The organism is Pseudomonas ekonensis (genome assembly GCF_019145435.1).
In the GTDB taxonomy this organism is placed as follows: domain Bacteria; phylum Pseudomonadota; class Gammaproteobacteria; order Pseudomonadales; family Pseudomonadaceae; genus Aquipseudomonas; species Aquipseudomonas ekonensis.
In genome coordinates, this window is record NZ_JAHSTS010000002.1 from 698,944 (window position 1) to 716,449 (window position 17,506).

Consider the following 17,506-nt stretch of genomic DNA (forward strand, 5'->3'; position numbering starts at 1 on the left):
GGGAAGAAGACTGGCTCATCGGTAGGACGATTCTGTTTTTCACGCCGGCTATTGAACAGAACGTGTCACTTGACAAGGCTGCAGCCCAGTAACGACGGTGCCTACGATGGTAGCGATTCACAGAACCGCTCAGCCAGAGGAGAATGTCGCAAAAGCCCCCTCCCAAGGAGCCCCAGAATGTCCGTTCCAAAAACGATGTTTCAACTCAGCGGCCGCGGTTACGCAGCGGCCACGTTGAGCCATGCCACCGTGGTCATCATCGATGCCCAGAAGGAATACCTCAGCGGCCCGCTGGCCCTGAGCGGCATGGACGCGGCTGTCGCGAACATCAAGCAACTGGTCGCCGCCGCCCGTGCGGCCGGCCGCCCGATCGTGCACGTGCGCCACCTGGGCACCGTCGGCGGCCTGTTCGACCCGCAGGGCGAGCGCGGCGAGTTCATCCCCGGCCTGGAACCCCAGGGCGATGAGACCATCATCGGCAAACTGCTGCCGAGCGCCTTCCACGGCACCGAACTCTACGACCGCCTGCAGACCCTCGGTTCGCTGGACCTGATCGTCTGCGGCTTCATGAGCCACTCCAGCGTCAGCACCACCGTGCGCGCGGCGAAGAACCTGGGTTTCCGCTGCACCCTGGTCGAAGACGCCTGCGCCACCCGCGACCTGCCGTTCAAGGGCCGCGTGCTCAGCGCCGAACAGGTGCAGGAAGCGGAAATGGCGATCATGGCCGACAACTTCGCCACCCTCGCGCTGACCCAGGACCTGATCTGAAACCCCCTTCGGTGAGCGGCCCGCCGCGCCGCTCATCCGCAAAAGCCTCGCATTCGCTTCAATTACCCTAGCCTCAGGAACAACCCGGTCAACTCCCGGTCGAAGGGCCGATACCATTGAGGAAGGTCGGAATGAAGTTATCCGATGGATTTGACGCACGCCGCTTGCGGCCCAAGGGCCAACGCAACTGGCGTTTTCGGTTTGGCGCTGCGGTCGCCGCCATCCTGGCGATGTTCGGGGTGCTGCTGGCGATGGCCGGGGCCGCCAGCCTGCTGGGGCGCCCACCGGCCCTCGGCGACCTGAACGCCACGCCCGCCGCTTCGGCGATCGTCCTGGCGCTCGGTCTGCTGTTCCTGTACTTCGGCGTGGCCTTGTGGCGCCGCTGCCGGCGCCGCGCCCGGCAATCGCGGGAGCTGAACATGTCCCCGCACCTGATGAAAAAACACGACTGACCATACGGCCCGGCTTTTTGCCGGGCCGTTTTGCGTCGACTTGGGTAAACTGGCCGCCCTTCGCGGAGGCTGACATGCAAGACGACGATTTTTCCCTGTTCAAAAGTGCGATCCAAGGCGTCAAGCCGATCAAGCACGACCGCGCCGACACCGGCAAACCCAAGGCCGACCGCGCACAGATCGCCAAGCTGCGCCAATCCGCCACCGTGCGCACCGACACCACCACCGTCGACGGCCTGTCCGATCAGTTCGTGATCGACGTCGGCCCGGAAGACGAGCTGATGTGGGCCCGTGACGGCGTCCAGGAAAGCCAGGTGCGCAAGCTCAAGGCCGGCCAGATCCCGTTCGAGGGCAGCCTCGACCTGCACGGCATGACCGTCGAGAAGGCCCGGGAGACCCTGTGGGCATTTCTGGCCGAAGCCACGAAGCTCGAGATCCGCTGCGTGCGCGTCACCCACGGCAAGGCCGTGCGGCTGGACGGCAAGCGGCCGATGATCAAGAGCCACGTCAACACCTGGCTGCGCCAGCATCCGCAGGTGCTCGGCTTCACCTCGTGCCAGCCCCGCCACGGCGGCGCAGGGTCGGTGTACGTGATGCTCAAACGCACCATGATGGAAGGCCGCGACGAATAAAGCCGCCACGCCGAACTTGCAGGGCCGCGTCCGCCACCGTACCCTTGCCCTTTGCGAAAATCCCCACAGGTAGATTCATGTCCCTGGAACAGAATTACACCGCGATCCTCGGCCAACTGGGCGAAGACGTGTCCCGCGAAGGCCTGCTCGACACGCCAAAACGTGCAGCCAAGGCCATGCAGTACCTCTGCCGCGGTTACCAACAGACGCTCGAGGAGGTCACCAACGGTGCCCTGTTCAGCTCCGACAACAGCGAAATGGTGCTGGTCAAGGACATCGAGCTGTACTCGTTGTGCGAACACCACCTGCTGCCGTTCATCGGCAAGGCCCACGTCGCCTACATCCCGAGCGGCAAGGTGCTGGGCCTGTCCAAGGTGGCGCGGATCGTCGACATGTACGCCCGCCGCCTGCAGATCCAGGAGAACCTCAGCCGCCAGATCGCCGACGCGGTGCAGCAAGTCACCGGCGCCCTGGGCGTGGCGGTGGTGATCGAGGCCAAGCACATGTGCATGATGATGCGCGGTGTGGAGAAGCAAAATTCGTCGATGATCACCTCGGTGATGCTGGGTGAGTTCCGCGAAAACGCGGCGACCCGCAGCGAGTTCCTCAGCCTGATCAAGTGATTCGCGGCACAGGAAAACCGGCGTTGATCGCCGGTTTTTTTTCGTGCGCGAAAAATCGGGTAAGCTGCGCGCCTTCTCCAATGTCCCTGTGAGGCTTGTAACGTGTTCGTCAAAGCGCTTCGTGTCGGCCTCGGCCAACTGATCATCTTCATCGACTTCCTGACCCGCCCAGGCAAGAAACAGCGCCCCGCCGCCGCCCAGGCCCAGGTGGACGCCGCCGCCAAGGACCTGACCCTGTACCAGTTCCACGCCTGCCCGTTCTGCGTGAAGACCCGCCGCACCCTGCGCCGCCTGAACGTGCCGGTGGCCCTGCGCGACGCGAAGAACGACGAGCAGCACCGCCAGGCCCTGCTGGAACAGGGCGGCAAGATCAAGGTGCCGTGCCTGCGCATCGAAGAGAACGGCCAGACCACCTGGATGTATGAGTCCAAGGTGATCATCGAGTACCTGGACAAGCGGTTTGCGGCGGCCTGACCGCGGTGAGGCCCGCCGGATCGCCACAAGATCCAGACAAAAACAAACCGGCCCCTGGCCGGTTTGTTCGTTTTCAGGCCGCCTTGTCCGCCTGGGCCCGCCGAACCACCACCGCCAGCCGTCTGATTCCCTCCTCCAGCCTGTCCGGGTCGATGTGGCTGAAGTTCAGCCGCAGGTGACCGGGGTTGCGGTCCGGTTCGGGAAAGAACGGCTCCCCCGGCATGAACGCCACATCGTCGGCCAGCGCGGCGTCGAGCAAGGTGCGGGTGTCCAGCGGCCGCTTGAGGGTCAGCCAGAAGAACAACCCGCCCTGGGGCACGTTCCAGTCCGCCAGGTCTGAAAAGTGCCTTTCCAGCGCCGACTGGAACGCATCGCGGCGCTGGCGGTAGAAACTGCGCAATTGCGTCAGATGCGCCTGGTATCGCTCACTGCCGATCCATTGCAGGGCTTGCCACTGGCCGATGCGGTTGGTGTGCAGATCCGCCGACTGCTTGAGCTTGAGCAAGTGGGGGAACAGGTCCGGACTCGCGATCAAATACCCGACCCGCAGGCCCGGCAGCAGCGTCTTGGAGACCGTGCCGGTGTAGATCCAGCTGGATTTCTTCAGGCGCCCGGCGATGGGCCGGGCACTGCCGCCGTCGAAGGTCAGTTCGCGGTAGGGCTCGTCCTCGATCAGCGTGACGCCGAATTCGTCCAGCAACGCGGCGACCGCTTCGCGCTTGGCTTCGCTGTAGCGCACGGCCGACGGATTCTGGAAGGTCGGGATCAAGTAGATGAACGCCGGGCGATGCCGTTCAAGGCGCTGGCGCAGTTGCCCAAGATCGGGGCCGTCCGCCTCCAGCGGCACGGTCAGGCAGTCGGCGCCGAACAGCTGGAAAATCTGCAGCGCCGCCAGGTAGGTCGGTGCTTCGAGCAGGATCTGCGTGCCCTTGTCGATGTACAGCTTGGCGGCCAGATCGAGGGTCTGCTGCGAGCCGCTGACCACCAGCACCTGGCTCGCTGAGCACGGCAGGCCCAGCGCCCTCGCCTCGGCCGCTAGCATTTCGCGCAGGGCCGGCTCGCCTTCGCTCATGCCGTATTGGCCGAGGGTCACCGGCATGTCGCTCCAGTCGACATTCGGCAGCATGGCTTCGGCCGGCAGGCCGCCGGCGAACGACATCACTTGCGGCCGCTGGGCGGCGGCGAGGATTTCACGGATCAGAGAACTTTTGAGGCGCGAGACACGTTCGGAAAAAGCCATGGGAATCACCGCTGGCGAGGGTTGAGGGAGTTGAGTCAAACTGCTTGACCGAAACTACGGCAACCCGAACGAGTACGTCAATATGCTTGACCTTAAAAACCCCGTCAGCCAGCAACAGGCCATGGAAGCGTTCTTCTTCGGCTATCAGGCGTTCACCGCCAAGGCCGATGAAATGCTCGAACGGCGGGGCCTGTCCCGGGTGCATCAGCGCATCGTGTTTTTCATCGCCCGCTATCCCAACCTGAGCGTCAAGGAACTGCTGGCCTTGCTCGGCGTCAGCAAGCAGGCGCTGAACATGCCGCTGCGCCAATTGCAGGAAATGCACTTGGTGGACAGCGTGGCGTCGCAGACCGACAAGCGTAAGCGCCTGCTGGAGCTGACGGCCGAAGGCGCGAAGTTCGAACAGGCGCTCCGGCGCGAGCAGGTGAAACTGCTGGAGCGGGTGTTCGGCGAAGCCGGAGAGGCGGCGGTGAACGGCTGGCTGGCGGTGAACATGGCGCTGGGGAACAGTCAGGTTCAGCCTGACTGATCCGGCCGGCCTCACGCTGGCCAATCGAATCGTCGCACTGCAGCACCCACAGAATCGGCAATGGCGATATAGCCCTATCGCCAGAACTTTCGTCGACAAAGCCAAAAACATTATTTGCTTTATTTGTATACAAAAGCATAATCCACTGCGTGCGAGTTCCTGACCTAACGGTCAACAAATTCGCGTAAGCCTCAAAGGGCCGCTGCCACCCCTCCTGGGTCCGGCCCTGGAAATAACAATAAAACTCTTGAGGAGTACCGCTGTGGAAAGCCGCAAATCCGAAGCATCGACGCTGGACCTCTCGCCGCCGTTACGCAACGGCCTGTTGGAGCGCATCTTCAAACTCAGCTTGCACGGCACCACGGTGAAGACCGAGCTGATAGCCGGTCTGACAACCTTCATCACCATGGCTTACATCATTTTCGTCAACCCGAACATCATGGCCGACGCCGGCATCGACCACGGCGCGGCGTTCGTCGCCACCTGTATCGCGGCGGCGCTGGGCTGCCTGCTGATGGGCCTGTACGCCAACTGGCCGGTGGGCCTGGCGCCGGGCATGGGCCTCAATGCGTTCTTCACCTACACCGTGGTCGGCACCATGGGCTACAACTGGGAGACCGCGCTCGGTGCGGTGTTCGTCTCCGGCGTGCTGTTCATGATCCTGACCTTCTCGCGCATCCGCGAATGGCTGCTCAACAGCATTCCGGTCAGCCTGCGCTTTGCGATGGGCGCCGGCGTCGGCCTGTTCCTCGGGCTGATCGGCCTGAAGACCGCCGGCATCGTGGTCGACAGCCCGGCCACCCTGATCAAGCTCGGTTCCCTGCGCGAACCCGGCCCGCTGCTCGCCGCCCTGTGCTTCCTGATGATCGCGATCCTCAGCTACCACAAGGTGTTCGGCGCGATCCTCATCAGCATCATCACCGTGACCCTCGCCGGTTGGGGCCTGGGCCTGGTGCACTACGAAGGGATCCTGTCGGCGCCGCCGAGCCTGGCCCCGACCTGGATGGCCATGAACGTGGCCGGCGTGTTCAACGTCAGCATGATCAGCGTCGTGCTCGCGTTCCTGTTCGTACACATGTTCGACACCGCCGGCACCCTGATGGGCGTTGCCCAGCGGGCCAACCTGGTGGCGGCCGACGGGCGCATCGAAAACCTCTCCCGCGCCATGAAGGCCGACAGCGCCTCCAGCGTGTTCGGCGCGGTGGTCGGCGTGCCGCCGGTCACCAGTTACGTGGAGAGCGCCGCCGGCGTGGCCGCTGGCGGTCGGACCGGTCTTACCGCCGTCACCGTGGGTGTGCTATTTATTGCCGCCATGTTCTTCGCTCCGCTGGCCGGCATGATTCCCGCCTACGCCACCGCCGGTGCGCTGATCTATGTCGCGATGCTGATGATGGGCGGCATGGCCCACATCGAATGGGACGAGGCGACCGACAGCATTCCGGCGATCGTCACCGCGATCATGATGCCGCTGACCTTCTCGGTGGCCGACGGCATCGCGCTGGGCTTCATCACCTACGTGGCGCTGAAGGCCGGCACCGGCAAGTACAAGGAAATTTCCGTCAGTCTGTGGGTGCTCTGCGCGATCTTCATCGCCAAGTTCATCTTCTTGTAAGCGTCTCGCAGACCTGGCTACGAACCGGCCTCACCCCTTCGGGTGAGGCTTTTGCGCAAATGGAGGAAAGTGATGAGTCTGGAAACCTGGTTGCTGTTCAGCGGCGCTGCATTGGTGGTGATCCTCATTCCCGGGCCGCTGTCGTTGCTCATGATCAGCAACAGCCTGAACTACGGGCTGCGTCGTTCTTACCCGGCGTTTCTTGGTGGGGTGATCGCCTCGATCTGCCTGCTCAGCGCCTCGGCGCTGGGGCTCGGCGCGTTGCTGCTGGCCTCGGAGCAACTGTTCAGCGCCTTGAAGATCGTCGGCGCGCTGTACCTGTTCTACCTCGCCTGGCAGAGCTGGCAGCAATCGCGCCTGCCGTCGGTCGGCGCCGAAGTGCCCCAGGCCGCGCCGGTTCCGCGCTTTCGCACGCTGTTCGGGCGCGCTTTCGTGCTGGGCGCCAGCAACCCCAAGGACATCCTGTTCTTCGCCGCCTTCCTGCCGCAGTTCCTCAGTGCTCAGCAGCCGTTCCTGCCGCAGCTGCTGATCATGATCGCGACCTGGGTGGTGCTCGACCTGTGCTGCAAACTGGCCTACGGCCTCGGTGCCCACGGCGCGGCGCGCTACCTGCGCAGCGGCAAGGGTCAGAGCTGGTTCAACCGCGTCAGCGCCGGTTTGTTCAGCGGCGCGGGGGCGGCGTCTCTGCTTAGCCGTTAAAAGCATCGCCGGCAAGCCAGCTCCCACAGGCTCGGGGTGTTCAGATTCATTGCGCACGACCTGGACACTGTGGGAGCTGGCTTGCCAGCGATGGCATCAGCACAGGCACAGCTTTTCTGCAGGCAAAAAAAAGCCCGCAGTGTGAGCGGGCGAAAGACCAAAGAAGCTATATGCGCAGTCGCTTCCCGGCGGGGGCAGCTGCTTGGGGGTCAGCTGCCCCGATAGGTGGAATAGCTGTACGGCGAGATCAGCAGCGGAACGTGGTAATGGTCCTGCTCGGCAGAGATGCCGAAACGCAGCACCACCACGTCCAGAAAGGCCGGCTCCGGCAGCTGGACGCCACGGGCGCGGTAGTAGTCGCCGGCATGGAACTGCACCTGGTAGACCCCGGTGCGGTAGTCGTCGCCCTGCAGCAGCGGTGCATCGACCCGGCCGTCGCTGTTGGTGAGCGCACTCGCGACCAGTTCCAGGTGCGAACCTTCAACGCGGTACAGCTCGACCTTGATCGAGCTGCCCGGGCAACCGTGTGCAGCGTCCAAAACGTGTGTCGTCAAACGTCCCATTGATTCTGCGCGCCTGCCTGCCGGAAGCAGTCAGGCCTCGCGCCTCCCGAAGTCAGTTGAAAAGGAGGCCGCACCGTTTCGGAGCCCGAAAAGCTGCGGCGAGCGACTGATTAAGACATTTTTCATAAAAATTGTACACAATAAAAACGACATTTTTCCGCCCACCCCCGCCATCCGCCGATTTCCCGCCGATTCTCCAGCAAACCCCGCCTTCATTGAACCTCCGATCCATTAGCTGACCGGTCAGGCAGATTTCTTGCAGGCTCACGCCTTTATCAGGAAAAGATGACGGCCGGCGAAAAATGCGAAAATTCAGGCTTACAAATTGAGAATAAAGTTGTATACAATCAGCCCATCGCTGTGACGCCAGCCTGCCATCTCACGCCAGGGCGCCACACCACCTGTCAACGAATAAGAAGGAAGACTGCAGTGAGCGCTGACTATCCACGCGACCTGATCGGTTACGGCAGTAACCCTCCTCACCCACACTGGCCGGGCAATGCCCGGATCGCCCTGTCCTTCGTGCTCAACTATGAAGAAGGCGGCGAGCGCAACGTCCTGCACGGCGACAAGGAATCCGAAGCCTTCCTTTCCGAGATGGTCGCCGCGCAGCCCCTGCAGGGCGTGCGCAACATGAGCATGGAATCCCTTTACGAGTATGGCAGCCGCGCCGGCGTGTGGCGGATCCTGAAACTGTTCAAGGAATTCGACATTCCCCTGACCGTGTTCGCCGTCGCCATGGCCGCCCAGCGCCACCCGGACGTGATCCGTGCGATGGCCCAGGCCGGCCACGAGATCTGCAGCCACGGCTACCGCTGGATCGACTACCAGTACATGGACGAGGCCCAGGAGCGCGAGCACATGCTCGAGGCGATCCGCATCCTCACCGAAATCACCGGCGAACGCCCGCTGGGCTGGTACACCGGCCGCACCGGCCCGAACACCCGCCGGCTGGTGATGGAAGAAGGCGGCTTCCTCTACGACAGCGACACCTACGACGACGACCTGCCCTACTGGGAGCCGAACAATCCGACCGGCAAACCGCACCTGGTGATCCCGTACACCCTCGACACCAACGACATGCGCTTCACCCAGGTGCAGGGCTTCAACAAGGGCGACGACTTCTTCGAGTACCTCAAGGACGCGTTCGACGTGCTCTACGCCGAAGGCGCCGAGGCGCCGAAGATGCTCTCGATCGGCCTGCACTGCCGCCTGGTGGGCCGTCCGGCGCGCCTGGCCTCGCTCAAGCGCTTCCTCGAATACGCCAAGAGCCATGAGCAGGTGTGGTTCAGCCGCCGCGTCGACATCGCGCGCCACTGGCACGCGACCCACCCGTACCAAGGGGCCGCCAAATGAGCACCTTCCAGACCGTCAAGCCGTCGGCCCTGGGCCGCGACGCCTTCGTCAAGGCCTTCGCCGACATCTACGAACATTCGCCATGGGTGGCCGAAAAGGCCTTCGACCTGGGCCAGGACGCTTCGCTCGACGAGATCGAAACCCTGCACCAGCGCATGAGCGATATCCTGTTGAGCGCCGATCACGCAAGCCAGCTTGCCCTGATCAACGCTCACCCGGACCTGGCCGGCAAAGCCGCCGTCCAGGGCCAACTGACCGAAGCCAGCACCAACGAACAAGCCGGCGCCGGTATCCACCAATGCACGGCCGAAGAGTTCCAGCGCTTCACCGAGCTGAACGACGCCTACAAAGCCAAGTTCAAGTTTCCCTTCATCATGGCGGTAAAGGGCAGCAACCGGCATCAGATCCTCGCGGCGTTCGAAACGCGCATCCACAACCCGGTGGACACCGAGTTCAAGTGCGCGCTGGCGGAGATCAACAAGATCGCCCTGTTCCGATTACTGACTCTCTAGCAAGCCTGGCCCGAGAGACCTCTAGAACGCTTGTGTTTCCCAGGGCCTTGCAAGCATCCCCAGCCAACTATTTAAAGGCAGACAAGAAGAATGAAAGCTTACGCCGTACCTTTCGAGAAGTTCGTCAACCTGGCCGACGCCCGCCTGGGCACCAAGATCATTTCGGTCACCGATGACTGGTTCGCAGACGCCAACCGTCTGTTCCAACCGACCCCGGCCGTGTGGAAGGAGGGCGTGTTCGATGACAACGGCAAGTGGATGGACGGCTGGGAGTCGCGCCGCAAGCGCTTCGAAGGCTACGACAGCGCGGTGATCCGCCTGGGCGTGCCGGGCTCGATCAAGGGCGTGGACATCGACACCTCATTCTTCACCGGCAACTTCCCGCCGTCGGCTTCCCTGGAAGCCTGCTTCCTGGCCTCCGGCGAGCCGGACGAAAACACCCAGTGGACCGAAGTGCTGTCGGCCGTCGAGCTGCAAGGCAACAGCCACCACTACCATGAAATCAGCAACGGCCAGGCGTTCAGCCACCTGCGCTTCAACATCTACCCGGACGGCGGCGTGGCCCGTCTGCGCGTGTACGGCATTCCGTTCCGCGACTGGTCGGCGGTGGGCGACAACGAGCAAGTGGACCTGGCCGCCGCCCTCAACGGCGGACGCGCCCTCGCCTGCTCCGACGAGCACTTCGGCCGCATGAGCAACATCCTCAACCCGGGCCGCGGCATCAACATGGGCGACGGCTGGGAAACCGCACGCCGCCGCACGCCGGGCAACGACTGGGTCATCGTCGCCCTGGGCCATCCGGGCGAGATCGAGAAGATCGTCGTCGACACCCTGCACTTCAAGGGCAACTACCCGGACAGCTGCTCGATCCAGGGCGCCTTCGTCAAGGGCGGCACCGACAGCCAGATCGAGACCCAGTCGCTGTTCTGGCGTGAACTGCTGCCGAGCCAGAAGCTGGAGATGCACGCCGAACACACCTTCGTCGAGCAGATCAAGGCACTGGGCCCGATCACCCACATCCGTCTGAACGTGTTCCCGGATGGTGGTGTGAGCCGCCTGCGCGTTCTCGGCAAGGTCGCTAAACAAGGGTGAACCCCATCGCTGGCTAGCCAGCTCCCACAGGTCTTGTGAACGCCACAGTCCACTGTGGGAGCGGGCTCGCCCGCGATGGCGACAGTTCTAACAACACAGAATCCTGGACAAGAAGAACAGCATGCGCACACTGACGATTGAACCGCTGACCAAAGAAGCCTTCGCCCCTTTCGGTGATGTCATCGAAACCGACGGCAGCGATCACTTCATGATCAACAACGGTTCGACCATGCGCTTTCACAAACTGGCCACGGTCGAGACCGCCACGCCAGAGGACAACGCGATCATCAGCATCTTCCGCGCCGACGCGCTGGACATGCCGCTGACCGTGAGCATGCTGGAACGCCATCCGCTGGGCAGCCAGGCTTTCATTCCGCTGCTCGGCAACCCCTTTCTGATCGTGGTCGCGCCACTTGGCGATGCACCTGTATCAGGCTTGGTCCGCGCCTTCGTCACCAACGGCAGGCAGGGCATCAATTACCATCGCGGCGTCTGGCACCACCCGGTGCTGACGATCGAAAAGCGGGATGACTTCCTGGTGGTTGATCGCAGTGGCTCCGGCAACAACTGCGATGAGCATTTCTTCAAAGAGGATGAGCGTCTGATCCTCGCCCCCCACCAATAAGAGAAGGTCCGATCACGCGACGACAAGCGTGACGGGCGAGAGGTAACAACTGTGGAAGCACATCTGTTGGAATGGCTGAACCTGAGCGTGCGCTGGGTTCACATGATCACCGGCGTGGCCTGGATCGGCGCGTCGTTCTACTTCGTCTGGCTGGAGAACAACCTCAACCGCGTCAACCCGAAAACCGGTCTTGCGGGCGACCTGTGGGCGATCCATGGCGGCGGCATCTATCACCTGGAAAAGTACAAGCTGGCCCCGCCGTCGATGCCGGAGAACCTGCACTGGTTCAAGTGGGAAGCCTACTTCACCTGGATGTCGGGGATCGCGCTGCTGTGCGTAGTGTTCTACTCCAACCCCGTGCTCTACCTCGTGGCGCCCGGCAGTGGCCTGAGCGGCCCTGAAGGCGTGGCCATCGGCGTCGGCGCATTGATCGCCGGCTGGTTCATCTACGACTTCCTGTGCGATTCGCCGCTGGGCAAGAAACCCGCCCTGCTCGGCTTCATCCTGTTCGTGCTGATCATCGGCGCGGCCTACGGCTTCAGCAAAGTGTTCAGCGGGCGCGGCGCGTACCTGCACGTCGGCGCGATCATCGGCACCATCATGGTCGGCAACGTGTTCCGCATCATCATGCCGGCCCAGCGCGCCCTGGTGGCCGCGATCGCCGAGAACCGCACGCCGGATCCGGCCCTGCCGGCCAAAGGCCTGCTGCGTTCGCGCCACAACAACTACTTCACCCTGCCGGTGCTGTTCATCATGATCAGCAACCACTTCCCGAGCACCTACGGCAGCCAGTACAACTGGCTGATCCTGGCCGGGATCGCGGTGCTGGCGGTGCTGGTGCGTCACTACTTCAACACCCGCCACGACAGCCACAAGTTCGCCTGGACCTTGCCGGTGGCAGCGGTGGGCATGATCAGCCTGGCCTACGTGACCGGCCCCGCCACCGCCCCGACCGCCCCGGACGTGGCCAAGGCACCGGCGAAGATCGAGTACCAGCCCCTGCCGGAAACGGCGTTGGGCGGCGGCGCCAAACCGGCCGAGGCCGCGCAGCCGGCCGCACCTGCAGCCCCTGCCGCCGCACCGGCCCAGGCGTCCAGCGCAGGCCCTGCGTTCGACAAGGTGCACAGCGTGATCCAGGAACGTTGCGCGGTCTGCCACTCGGCCAAGCCGACCAGCCCGCTGTTCAGCGCGGCCCCTGCCGGCGTGATGTTCGACACCCCCGAGCAGATCCGCCAGAACGCGGCGCGGATCCAGGCCCAGGCCATCACCACGCAGATCATGCCGCTGGGCAACATCACCCAGATGACCCAGCAGGAACGTGACCTGATCGGTGCCTGGATCGCCCAGGGAGCCCAGACCAACTAAGCAATAAAAGCATCGCTGGCAAGCCAGCTCCCACAGGGTCCTGCATTGCCTGTGTGGGAGCTGGCATGCCAGCGAATTGCCGCAACGCGGTTTACCTGATGCAAAGAAACAGCTGTGAGCAACCCGGCAGCTGTTCAATCACAAGAATAAAAAAGATCCGAGGTGTTGCATGTCCGAGCTGTCCAAAGCGCGCATCCCCGACGCACCCGCCATTCAGCGTTTGCCCCTTTTGCAACTGATCCTGGTCGGTCTGCAACATGTTCTGCTGATGTACGGCGGCGCCATCGCGGTTCCGCTGATCATCGGACAGGCCGCAGGCCTGAGTCGCGAGGAAATCGCTTTCCTGATCAACGCCGACCTGCTGGTCGCCGGCATCGCCACCATCGTCCAGTCTCTGGGCATCGGCCCGATGGGCATCCGCATGCCGGTGATGATGGGCGCCAGCTTCGCCGCCGTCGGCAGCATGGTCGCCATGGCCGGCATGCCCGGCATCGGCCTGCAGGGGATCTTCGGCGCGACCATCGCCGCCGGGTTCTTCGGCATGCTCATCGCGCCGTTCATGTCCAAGGTCGTGCGTTTCTTCCCGCCGCTGGTGACCGGCACGGTCATCACCTCGATCGGCCTTTCGCTGTTCCCCGTGGCCGTGAACTGGGCCGGAGGCGGCGCCGCCGCCGCGCAGTTCGGCTCCCCCGTCTACCTGGCCATCGCCGCCCTGGTGCTGGCCACCATTTTGCTGATCCACCGCTTCATGCGCGGTTTCTGGGTCAACATCTCCGTACTGATCGGCATGTGCCTGGGCTATGTGCTCTGCGGCGCCCTCGGCATGGTCGACCTGAGCGGCATGGCCAACGCGCCCTGGGTTCAGTTCGTCACCCCGCTGCATTTCGGCCTGCCGAAGTTCGAGCTGGCGCCGATCCTGTCCATGTGCCTGGTGGTGGTGATCATCTTCGTCGAGTCCACCGGCATGTTCCTGGCGCTGGGCAAGATCACCGGCGAGGAGGTCTGCCCGCGCCGGCTGCGGCGCGGCCTGATGTGCGACGCCGCCGCCTCGTTTTTCGCCGGTTTCTTCAACACCTTCACCCATTCCTCGTTCGCCCAGAACATCGGCCTGGTGCAGATGACCGGCGTGCGCTGCCGCTCGGTGACCATCGTCGCCGGCGGCCTGCTGATCGTGCTGAGCCTGCTGCCCAAGGCGGCGTTCCTGGTGGCGTCGATTCCGCCGGCGGTGCTGGGCGGCGCGGCCATCGCGATGTTCGGCATGGTGGCGGCCACCGGGATCAAGATCCTGCAGGAGGCCGACATCGGCGACCGGCGCAACCAACTGCTGGTGGCGGTGAGCATCGGCATGGGCCTGATCCCAGTGGTGCGTCCGGAGTTCTTCGCCCACCTGCCGGTGTGGATGAGCCCGATCACCCACAGCGGCATCGCCATGGCCACCCTCAGCGCCCTGGTGCTGAACCTGCTGTTCAACATCCTCGGCGGCGCCGAACGCGCCGCGATCAACGACTGCCACGCTCACCCGCATTGATGCCAGCACCACCTCTCCTGTAGGAGCGAGCCTGCTCGCGATGACGGTATGACATTCAACAATACGTTGACTGAAAGAACGCTATCGCGAGCAGGCTCACTCCTGCAGGGACGTGCAACACCCTGCCTCAACAATAAAAACAAGAGGGAGCAACCGATGATTCGCACGCAATCGAACTTGCTATTGAGTGGCTGCCTGCTCGCCGCGTCCCAAGCCATGGCCGGCGATCTATTGCTGTGGCAGACCAACAGCCTGAGCTACCTGTACGGCAAGAACTTCGCGATCAACCCGTCGATCCAGCAGACGGTGACCTTCGAGCATGCCGACAAATGGAAGTACGGCGACAACTTCCTGTTCGTCGACAAGATCTTCTACAACGGCCAGGAAGACCGCAACAAAGGCCCCCACGCGTTCTACGGCGAATTCAGCCCGCGCCTGTCGTTCGGCAAGATCTTCGACAAGCGGATCGAATTCGGCCCGGTCAAGGACGTGCTGCTGGCGATGACCTACGAATACGGCGAAGGCGACAGCGAGGCCTACCTGATCGGCCCGGGCTTGGACCTCAAGGTGCCGGGCTTCAACTATTTCACCCTCAATTTCTACCGCCGCCAGACCGAAGGCCCGCGCCCCGGCGACGGCGTCTGGCAGATCACGCCCGGCTGGTCGTACAGCATTCCCGTGGGCAACTCCGACGTGCTGATCGACGGCTACCTCGACTGGGTGGTGGACAACGACGAGAACGCGCGCGGCACCTACCACGCCAACCTGCACATCAACCCGCAGATCAAGTACGACCTGGGCAAGGCCCTCGGCTGGCGCGAAAAGCAACTGTACGTGGGCACCGAGTACAGCTACTGGAAGAACAAGTACGGCGTCGAAAGCAGCCACAGTTTCGACACCAACCAGAACACCGCCAGCCTGCTGGTGAAGGTGCACTTCTGAGATGGCCCGCAACCGCGCCCCTGACCTGTCGTCGGTGCTCTGTTGCGGGGCACTTGAGGCCTGGCCGTCGAGTCAGTATTCTCCGCGGCCTCCTGAATTCGGTCTAAAAAAAAGCCCGAATTTAATTCCTGACCGAAAAGCCAACTTATCCAGGCCGCGGTCGGTGCCGAGGCATTCCGAAAACACGTTCATCCGACTGTTTTTCAGCAGCCGGACGGGCGTTTTTTTGCTTTCCGAAAGCCTTGGCGCAGCTCTTGCTGAATGCACCTGCCACAAGCGGCGGAGCTGACCGGACGGACGATTTTCGCAGTAACGAGAAAAGGCGCCACACCAGAGCGCCGACCTTAAAAAAATAACGTGGAACACCTACTTTGGGAGCAACCGAATGAAACGCACCTGCACCAGCCTGATGCTCGCGGGATCCTTGCTGGCCGGCGGCCAGGCCATGGCCGGCGACCTGCTGCAATGGCAGAACAACAGCCTGACCTACCTGTACGGCAAAGACTTCAAGGTCAACCCGGCCATTCAGCAGACCGTCACCTTCGAGCACGCCGATGCGTGGAAGTACGGGGACAACTTCCTGTTCATCGACAAGATCTTCTACAACGGCAAGCCGGATGGCGGCGTCGGCAACAACACCTACTACGGCGAGTTCAGCCCGCGCCTGTCGCTGGGCAAGATCCTCGACCAGAAGATCGAGTTCGGCCCGGTCAAGGACGTGCTGCTGGCGATGACCTACGAGTTCGGTGAAGGCGACGTCGAGTCCTACCTGATCGGCCCGGGCTTCGACCTGGCGATCCCAGGCTTCGACTACTTCCAGCTGAACTTCTACCAGCGCCACACCGAAGGCCCGCGCGCCGGCGACAACGTCTGGCAGATCACCCCGGTCTGGTCCTACACCATTCCGGTCGGCAAGTCGGACGTGCTGATCGACGGCTTCATGGACTGGGTGGTCGACAACGACTCCAATTCCAAGGGCGACTACCACGCCAACCTGCACTTCAACCCGCAGATCAAGTACGACCTGGGCAAGGCGCTGAGCTTCGGCGAGAAGCAGCTGTACGTGGGCGTCGAGTACGACTACTGGAAGGACAAGTACGGGATCGACGACACCCGTGCGTTCACCACCAATCAGAACGTGACCAGCTTCCTGGTGAAGTTCCACTTCTGATTCCGGGCCGCCCGCCAGGGCGCCTTCGCGAGCAAGCTCGCTCCCACAGGGTTTTGCAGAGGCCACAGAATCTGCATTCAATGTGGGGGCCAGCCTGCTGGCATTTTCACTGGCTGGCGCACCGCCGGCCTCAGGCCGGCACCACCGCCTCGCCGATCCCCAGGAACCGGCACAGCTCCTCGCGCTTGGCCAACGCATCGCGCCGGCCCAAGTCGATCAGCTCGCTGCAGTACCCCGCCTCGAACAGCAGATAGCTCAGCACCCCTGCCCCGCTGGTCTTGGTCGCGCCCGGCCCGCGCAAGAACAGCCGCAACGCCGCCGGCAATTCCTGACGGTGCCGCGCCGCGATTTCGTCGATCGGCTGACTGGGCGAAATCACCAGCACCTCCACCGGCGCCGCACCCAATGACCGGGTCGGCGTACCGTCGGGCAGCAGATGGCTGAACTGGTTCAGGCGCTGGAGCAGTTCGATGTCGCTTTCCAGGCTGTCGATGAACGTGCTGTTGAGCATGTGCCCGCCGATCTGCGCCAGCGTCGGCTGCTGGCCGGTGTAGGTGCGCTCCAGCGGCTGCTGCGGGTCGAAGCCGCGCGGGTTGCCGCTCACGCCCACCACCAGCACCCGGCTCGCCCCCAGGTGCAGCGCCGGGCTGATCGGCGCCGACTGCCGCACCGCGCCGTCGCCGAAGAACTCGGCGCCGATCTTCACCGGGGCGAACAGCAGCGGGATCGCCGAACTGGCCAGCAGGTGATCCACCGACAGTTGCGTCGGCACGCCGATGCGCCGGTGACGCAGCCACGCATCGATGGCGCCGCCGCCCTGATAGAACGTGACGGCCTGGCCGGACTCGTAGCCGAACGCCGTCACCGCCACCGCATGCAGCTGTTTGCGGGCGATGGACTCGGCGATGCCGGGCATGTGCAGCTTGTCGTGCAGCAGCGTGCGCAGCGGCGCACTGTTGAGCAGCGCCACCGGCACCCGCCGGCCCAGGCCCAGCAGGCTGTGGAACACGAACCGGGCGGCCTGGCGGATCACCCCCGGCCAGTCGCTGCGCAGCACCCGGTGGCTGCGAAAGCCCTGCCAGAACTGGGTGAGGCGCGCGACGGCGGCGCGAAAATCGGTGGCGCCGCTGGCCAGGCTGACGGCGTTGATCGCCCCGGCGGACGTGCCGACGATCACCGGAAACGGATTGTCCGCCCCCGGCGGCAGCAGTTCGGCGATGGCCGCCAGCACCCCGACCTGATAGGCCGCCCGAGCCCCGCCGCCGGAAAGAATCAAACCTGTGACCGGTTCAGCTGGGCTCATCGCAACGCTCCGTGGTGCTT

The 17,506-nt window shown here is 63.6% G+C and carries 19 protein-coding genes; 16 read left to right on the top strand and 3 right to left on the bottom strand.

Annotation, left to right across the window (positions count from 1 at the left end; translation table 11 throughout):
- Window positions 1–177 precede the first annotated feature (177 nt).
- The 5 genes from KVG96_RS16110 (at window position 178) to KVG96_RS16130 (ending at window position 2,949) form a co-directional block, all read left to right on the top strand.
- Window positions 178–768, top strand: coding sequence for a cysteine hydrolase family protein (locus tag KVG96_RS16110; protein ID WP_085577656.1), 591 nt, complete (start codon window positions 178–180; stop codon window positions 766–768).
- Window positions 769–899: 131 nt separating this feature from the next.
- Complete coding sequence (locus KVG96_RS16115) at window positions 900–1,220, top strand: hypothetical protein (protein ID WP_217893021.1); 321 nt, start codon at window positions 900–902, stop codon at window positions 1,218–1,220.
- A 74-nt stretch (window positions 1,221–1,294) separates the two neighbouring features.
- Entirely contained in the window at window positions 1,295–1,852 is a 558-nt protein-coding gene (locus KVG96_RS16120) for a Smr/MutS family protein (RefSeq protein ID WP_217893022.1), read from the top strand.
- A 77-nt stretch (window positions 1,853–1,929) separates the two neighbouring features.
- Window positions 1,930–2,475, top strand: coding sequence for a GTP cyclohydrolase I FolE (gene folE, locus KVG96_RS16125; RefSeq protein ID WP_011333202.1), 546 nt, complete (start codon window positions 1,930–1,932; stop codon window positions 2,473–2,475).
- 102 nt (window positions 2,476–2,577) lie between these two features.
- A complete protein-coding gene (locus KVG96_RS16130) occupies window positions 2,578–2,949 on the top strand; it encodes a glutaredoxin family protein (protein ID WP_217893023.1) in 372 nt (123 codons plus the stop codon).
- A 73-nt stretch (window positions 2,950–3,022) separates the two neighbouring features.
- Here the strand turns inward: KVG96_RS16130 and KVG96_RS16135 are convergent, their stop codons facing one another.
- Window positions 3,023–4,189 (bottom strand): aminotransferase-like domain-containing protein, encoded by a 1,167-nt coding sequence (locus KVG96_RS16135; protein ID WP_217893024.1) that lies wholly within the window; start codon window positions 4,187–4,189, stop codon window positions 3,023–3,025.
- An 82-nt stretch (window positions 4,190–4,271) separates the two neighbouring features.
- On the opposite strand from KVG96_RS16135, the gene KVG96_RS16140 reads away from it, so the two are divergent.
- From KVG96_RS16140 to KVG96_RS16150, 3 genes are all read left to right on the top strand, one after another.
- Complete coding sequence (locus KVG96_RS16140) at window positions 4,272–4,718, top strand: MarR family winged helix-turn-helix transcriptional regulator (protein ID WP_217893025.1); 447 nt, start codon at window positions 4,272–4,274, stop codon at window positions 4,716–4,718.
- Window positions 4,719–4,980: 262 nt separating this feature from the next.
- On the top strand, window positions 4,981–6,330 hold the full coding sequence (locus KVG96_RS16145) for an NCS2 family permease (RefSeq protein WP_217893026.1): 1,350 nt from the start codon (window positions 4,981–4,983) through the stop codon (window positions 6,328–6,330).
- 72 nt (window positions 6,331–6,402) lie between these two features.
- Window positions 6,403–7,029, top strand: a complete 627-nt coding sequence (locus tag KVG96_RS16150; RefSeq protein WP_085577665.1) for a LysE family translocator — start codon at window positions 6,403–6,405, stop codon at window positions 7,027–7,029.
- Between the two features lie 209 nt (window positions 7,030–7,238).
- On the opposite strand, the gene uraH is transcribed toward KVG96_RS16150, so the two are convergent.
- Window positions 7,239–7,592, bottom strand: coding sequence for a hydroxyisourate hydrolase (uraH, locus tag KVG96_RS16155; RefSeq protein ID WP_011333195.1), 354 nt, complete (start codon window positions 7,590–7,592; stop codon window positions 7,239–7,241).
- A gap of 429 nt (window positions 7,593–8,021) precedes the next feature.
- Between uraH and puuE the strand changes: the two genes are divergently transcribed.
- The 8 genes from puuE (at window position 8,022) to KVG96_RS16195 (ending at window position 16,183) form a co-directional block, all read left to right on the top strand.
- Complete coding sequence (gene puuE / locus KVG96_RS16160) at window positions 8,022–8,948, top strand: allantoinase PuuE (protein ID WP_217893027.1); 927 nt, start codon at window positions 8,022–8,024, stop codon at window positions 8,946–8,948.
- Window positions 8,945–9,460 (top strand): 2-oxo-4-hydroxy-4-carboxy-5-ureidoimidazoline decarboxylase, encoded by a 516-nt coding sequence (uraD, locus tag KVG96_RS16165; RefSeq protein WP_085577667.1) that lies wholly within the window; start codon window positions 8,945–8,947, stop codon window positions 9,458–9,460. Before puuE ends, uraD begins: the two co-directional genes overlap by 4 nt.
- A gap of 90 nt (window positions 9,461–9,550) precedes the next feature.
- A complete protein-coding gene (alc, locus tag KVG96_RS16170; RefSeq protein ID WP_217893028.1) occupies window positions 9,551–10,552 on the top strand; it encodes an allantoicase in 1,002 nt (333 codons plus the stop codon).
- 121 nt (window positions 10,553–10,673) lie between these two features.
- Window positions 10,674–11,177 carry an ureidoglycolate lyase gene (locus KVG96_RS16175; RefSeq protein WP_085577669.1) on the top strand — a complete coding sequence of 168 codons (504 nt, stop codon included), beginning with the start codon at window positions 10,674–10,676 and terminating at the stop codon, window positions 11,175–11,177.
- Window positions 11,178–11,228: 51 nt separating this feature from the next.
- Window positions 11,229–12,542 carry a urate hydroxylase PuuD gene (locus tag KVG96_RS16180; RefSeq protein ID WP_085656318.1) on the top strand — a complete coding sequence of 438 codons (1,314 nt, stop codon included), beginning with the start codon at window positions 11,229–11,231 and terminating at the stop codon, window positions 12,540–12,542.
- Between the two features lie 169 nt (window positions 12,543–12,711).
- Window positions 12,712–14,070, top strand: a complete 1,359-nt coding sequence (locus KVG96_RS16185) for a nucleobase:cation symporter-2 family protein (protein ID WP_217893029.1) — start codon at window positions 12,712–12,714, stop codon at window positions 14,068–14,070.
- 156 nt (window positions 14,071–14,226) lie between these two features.
- Window positions 14,227–15,012, top strand: coding sequence for an outer membrane protein OmpK (locus KVG96_RS16190; RefSeq protein WP_217893030.1), 786 nt, complete (start codon window positions 14,227–14,229; stop codon window positions 15,010–15,012).
- Window positions 15,013–15,397: 385 nt separating this feature from the next.
- Complete coding sequence (locus KVG96_RS16195) at window positions 15,398–16,183, top strand: outer membrane protein OmpK (protein ID WP_085577673.1); 786 nt, start codon at window positions 15,398–15,400, stop codon at window positions 16,181–16,183.
- Window positions 16,184–16,313: 130 nt separating this feature from the next.
- Here KVG96_RS16195 and KVG96_RS16200 read toward each other — a convergent pair whose 3' ends face one another.
- Entirely contained in the window at window positions 16,314–17,486 is a 1,173-nt protein-coding gene (locus KVG96_RS16200) for a patatin-like phospholipase family protein (RefSeq protein WP_217893031.1), read from the bottom strand.
- Between the last annotated feature and the right edge of the window lie 20 nt (window positions 17,487–17,506).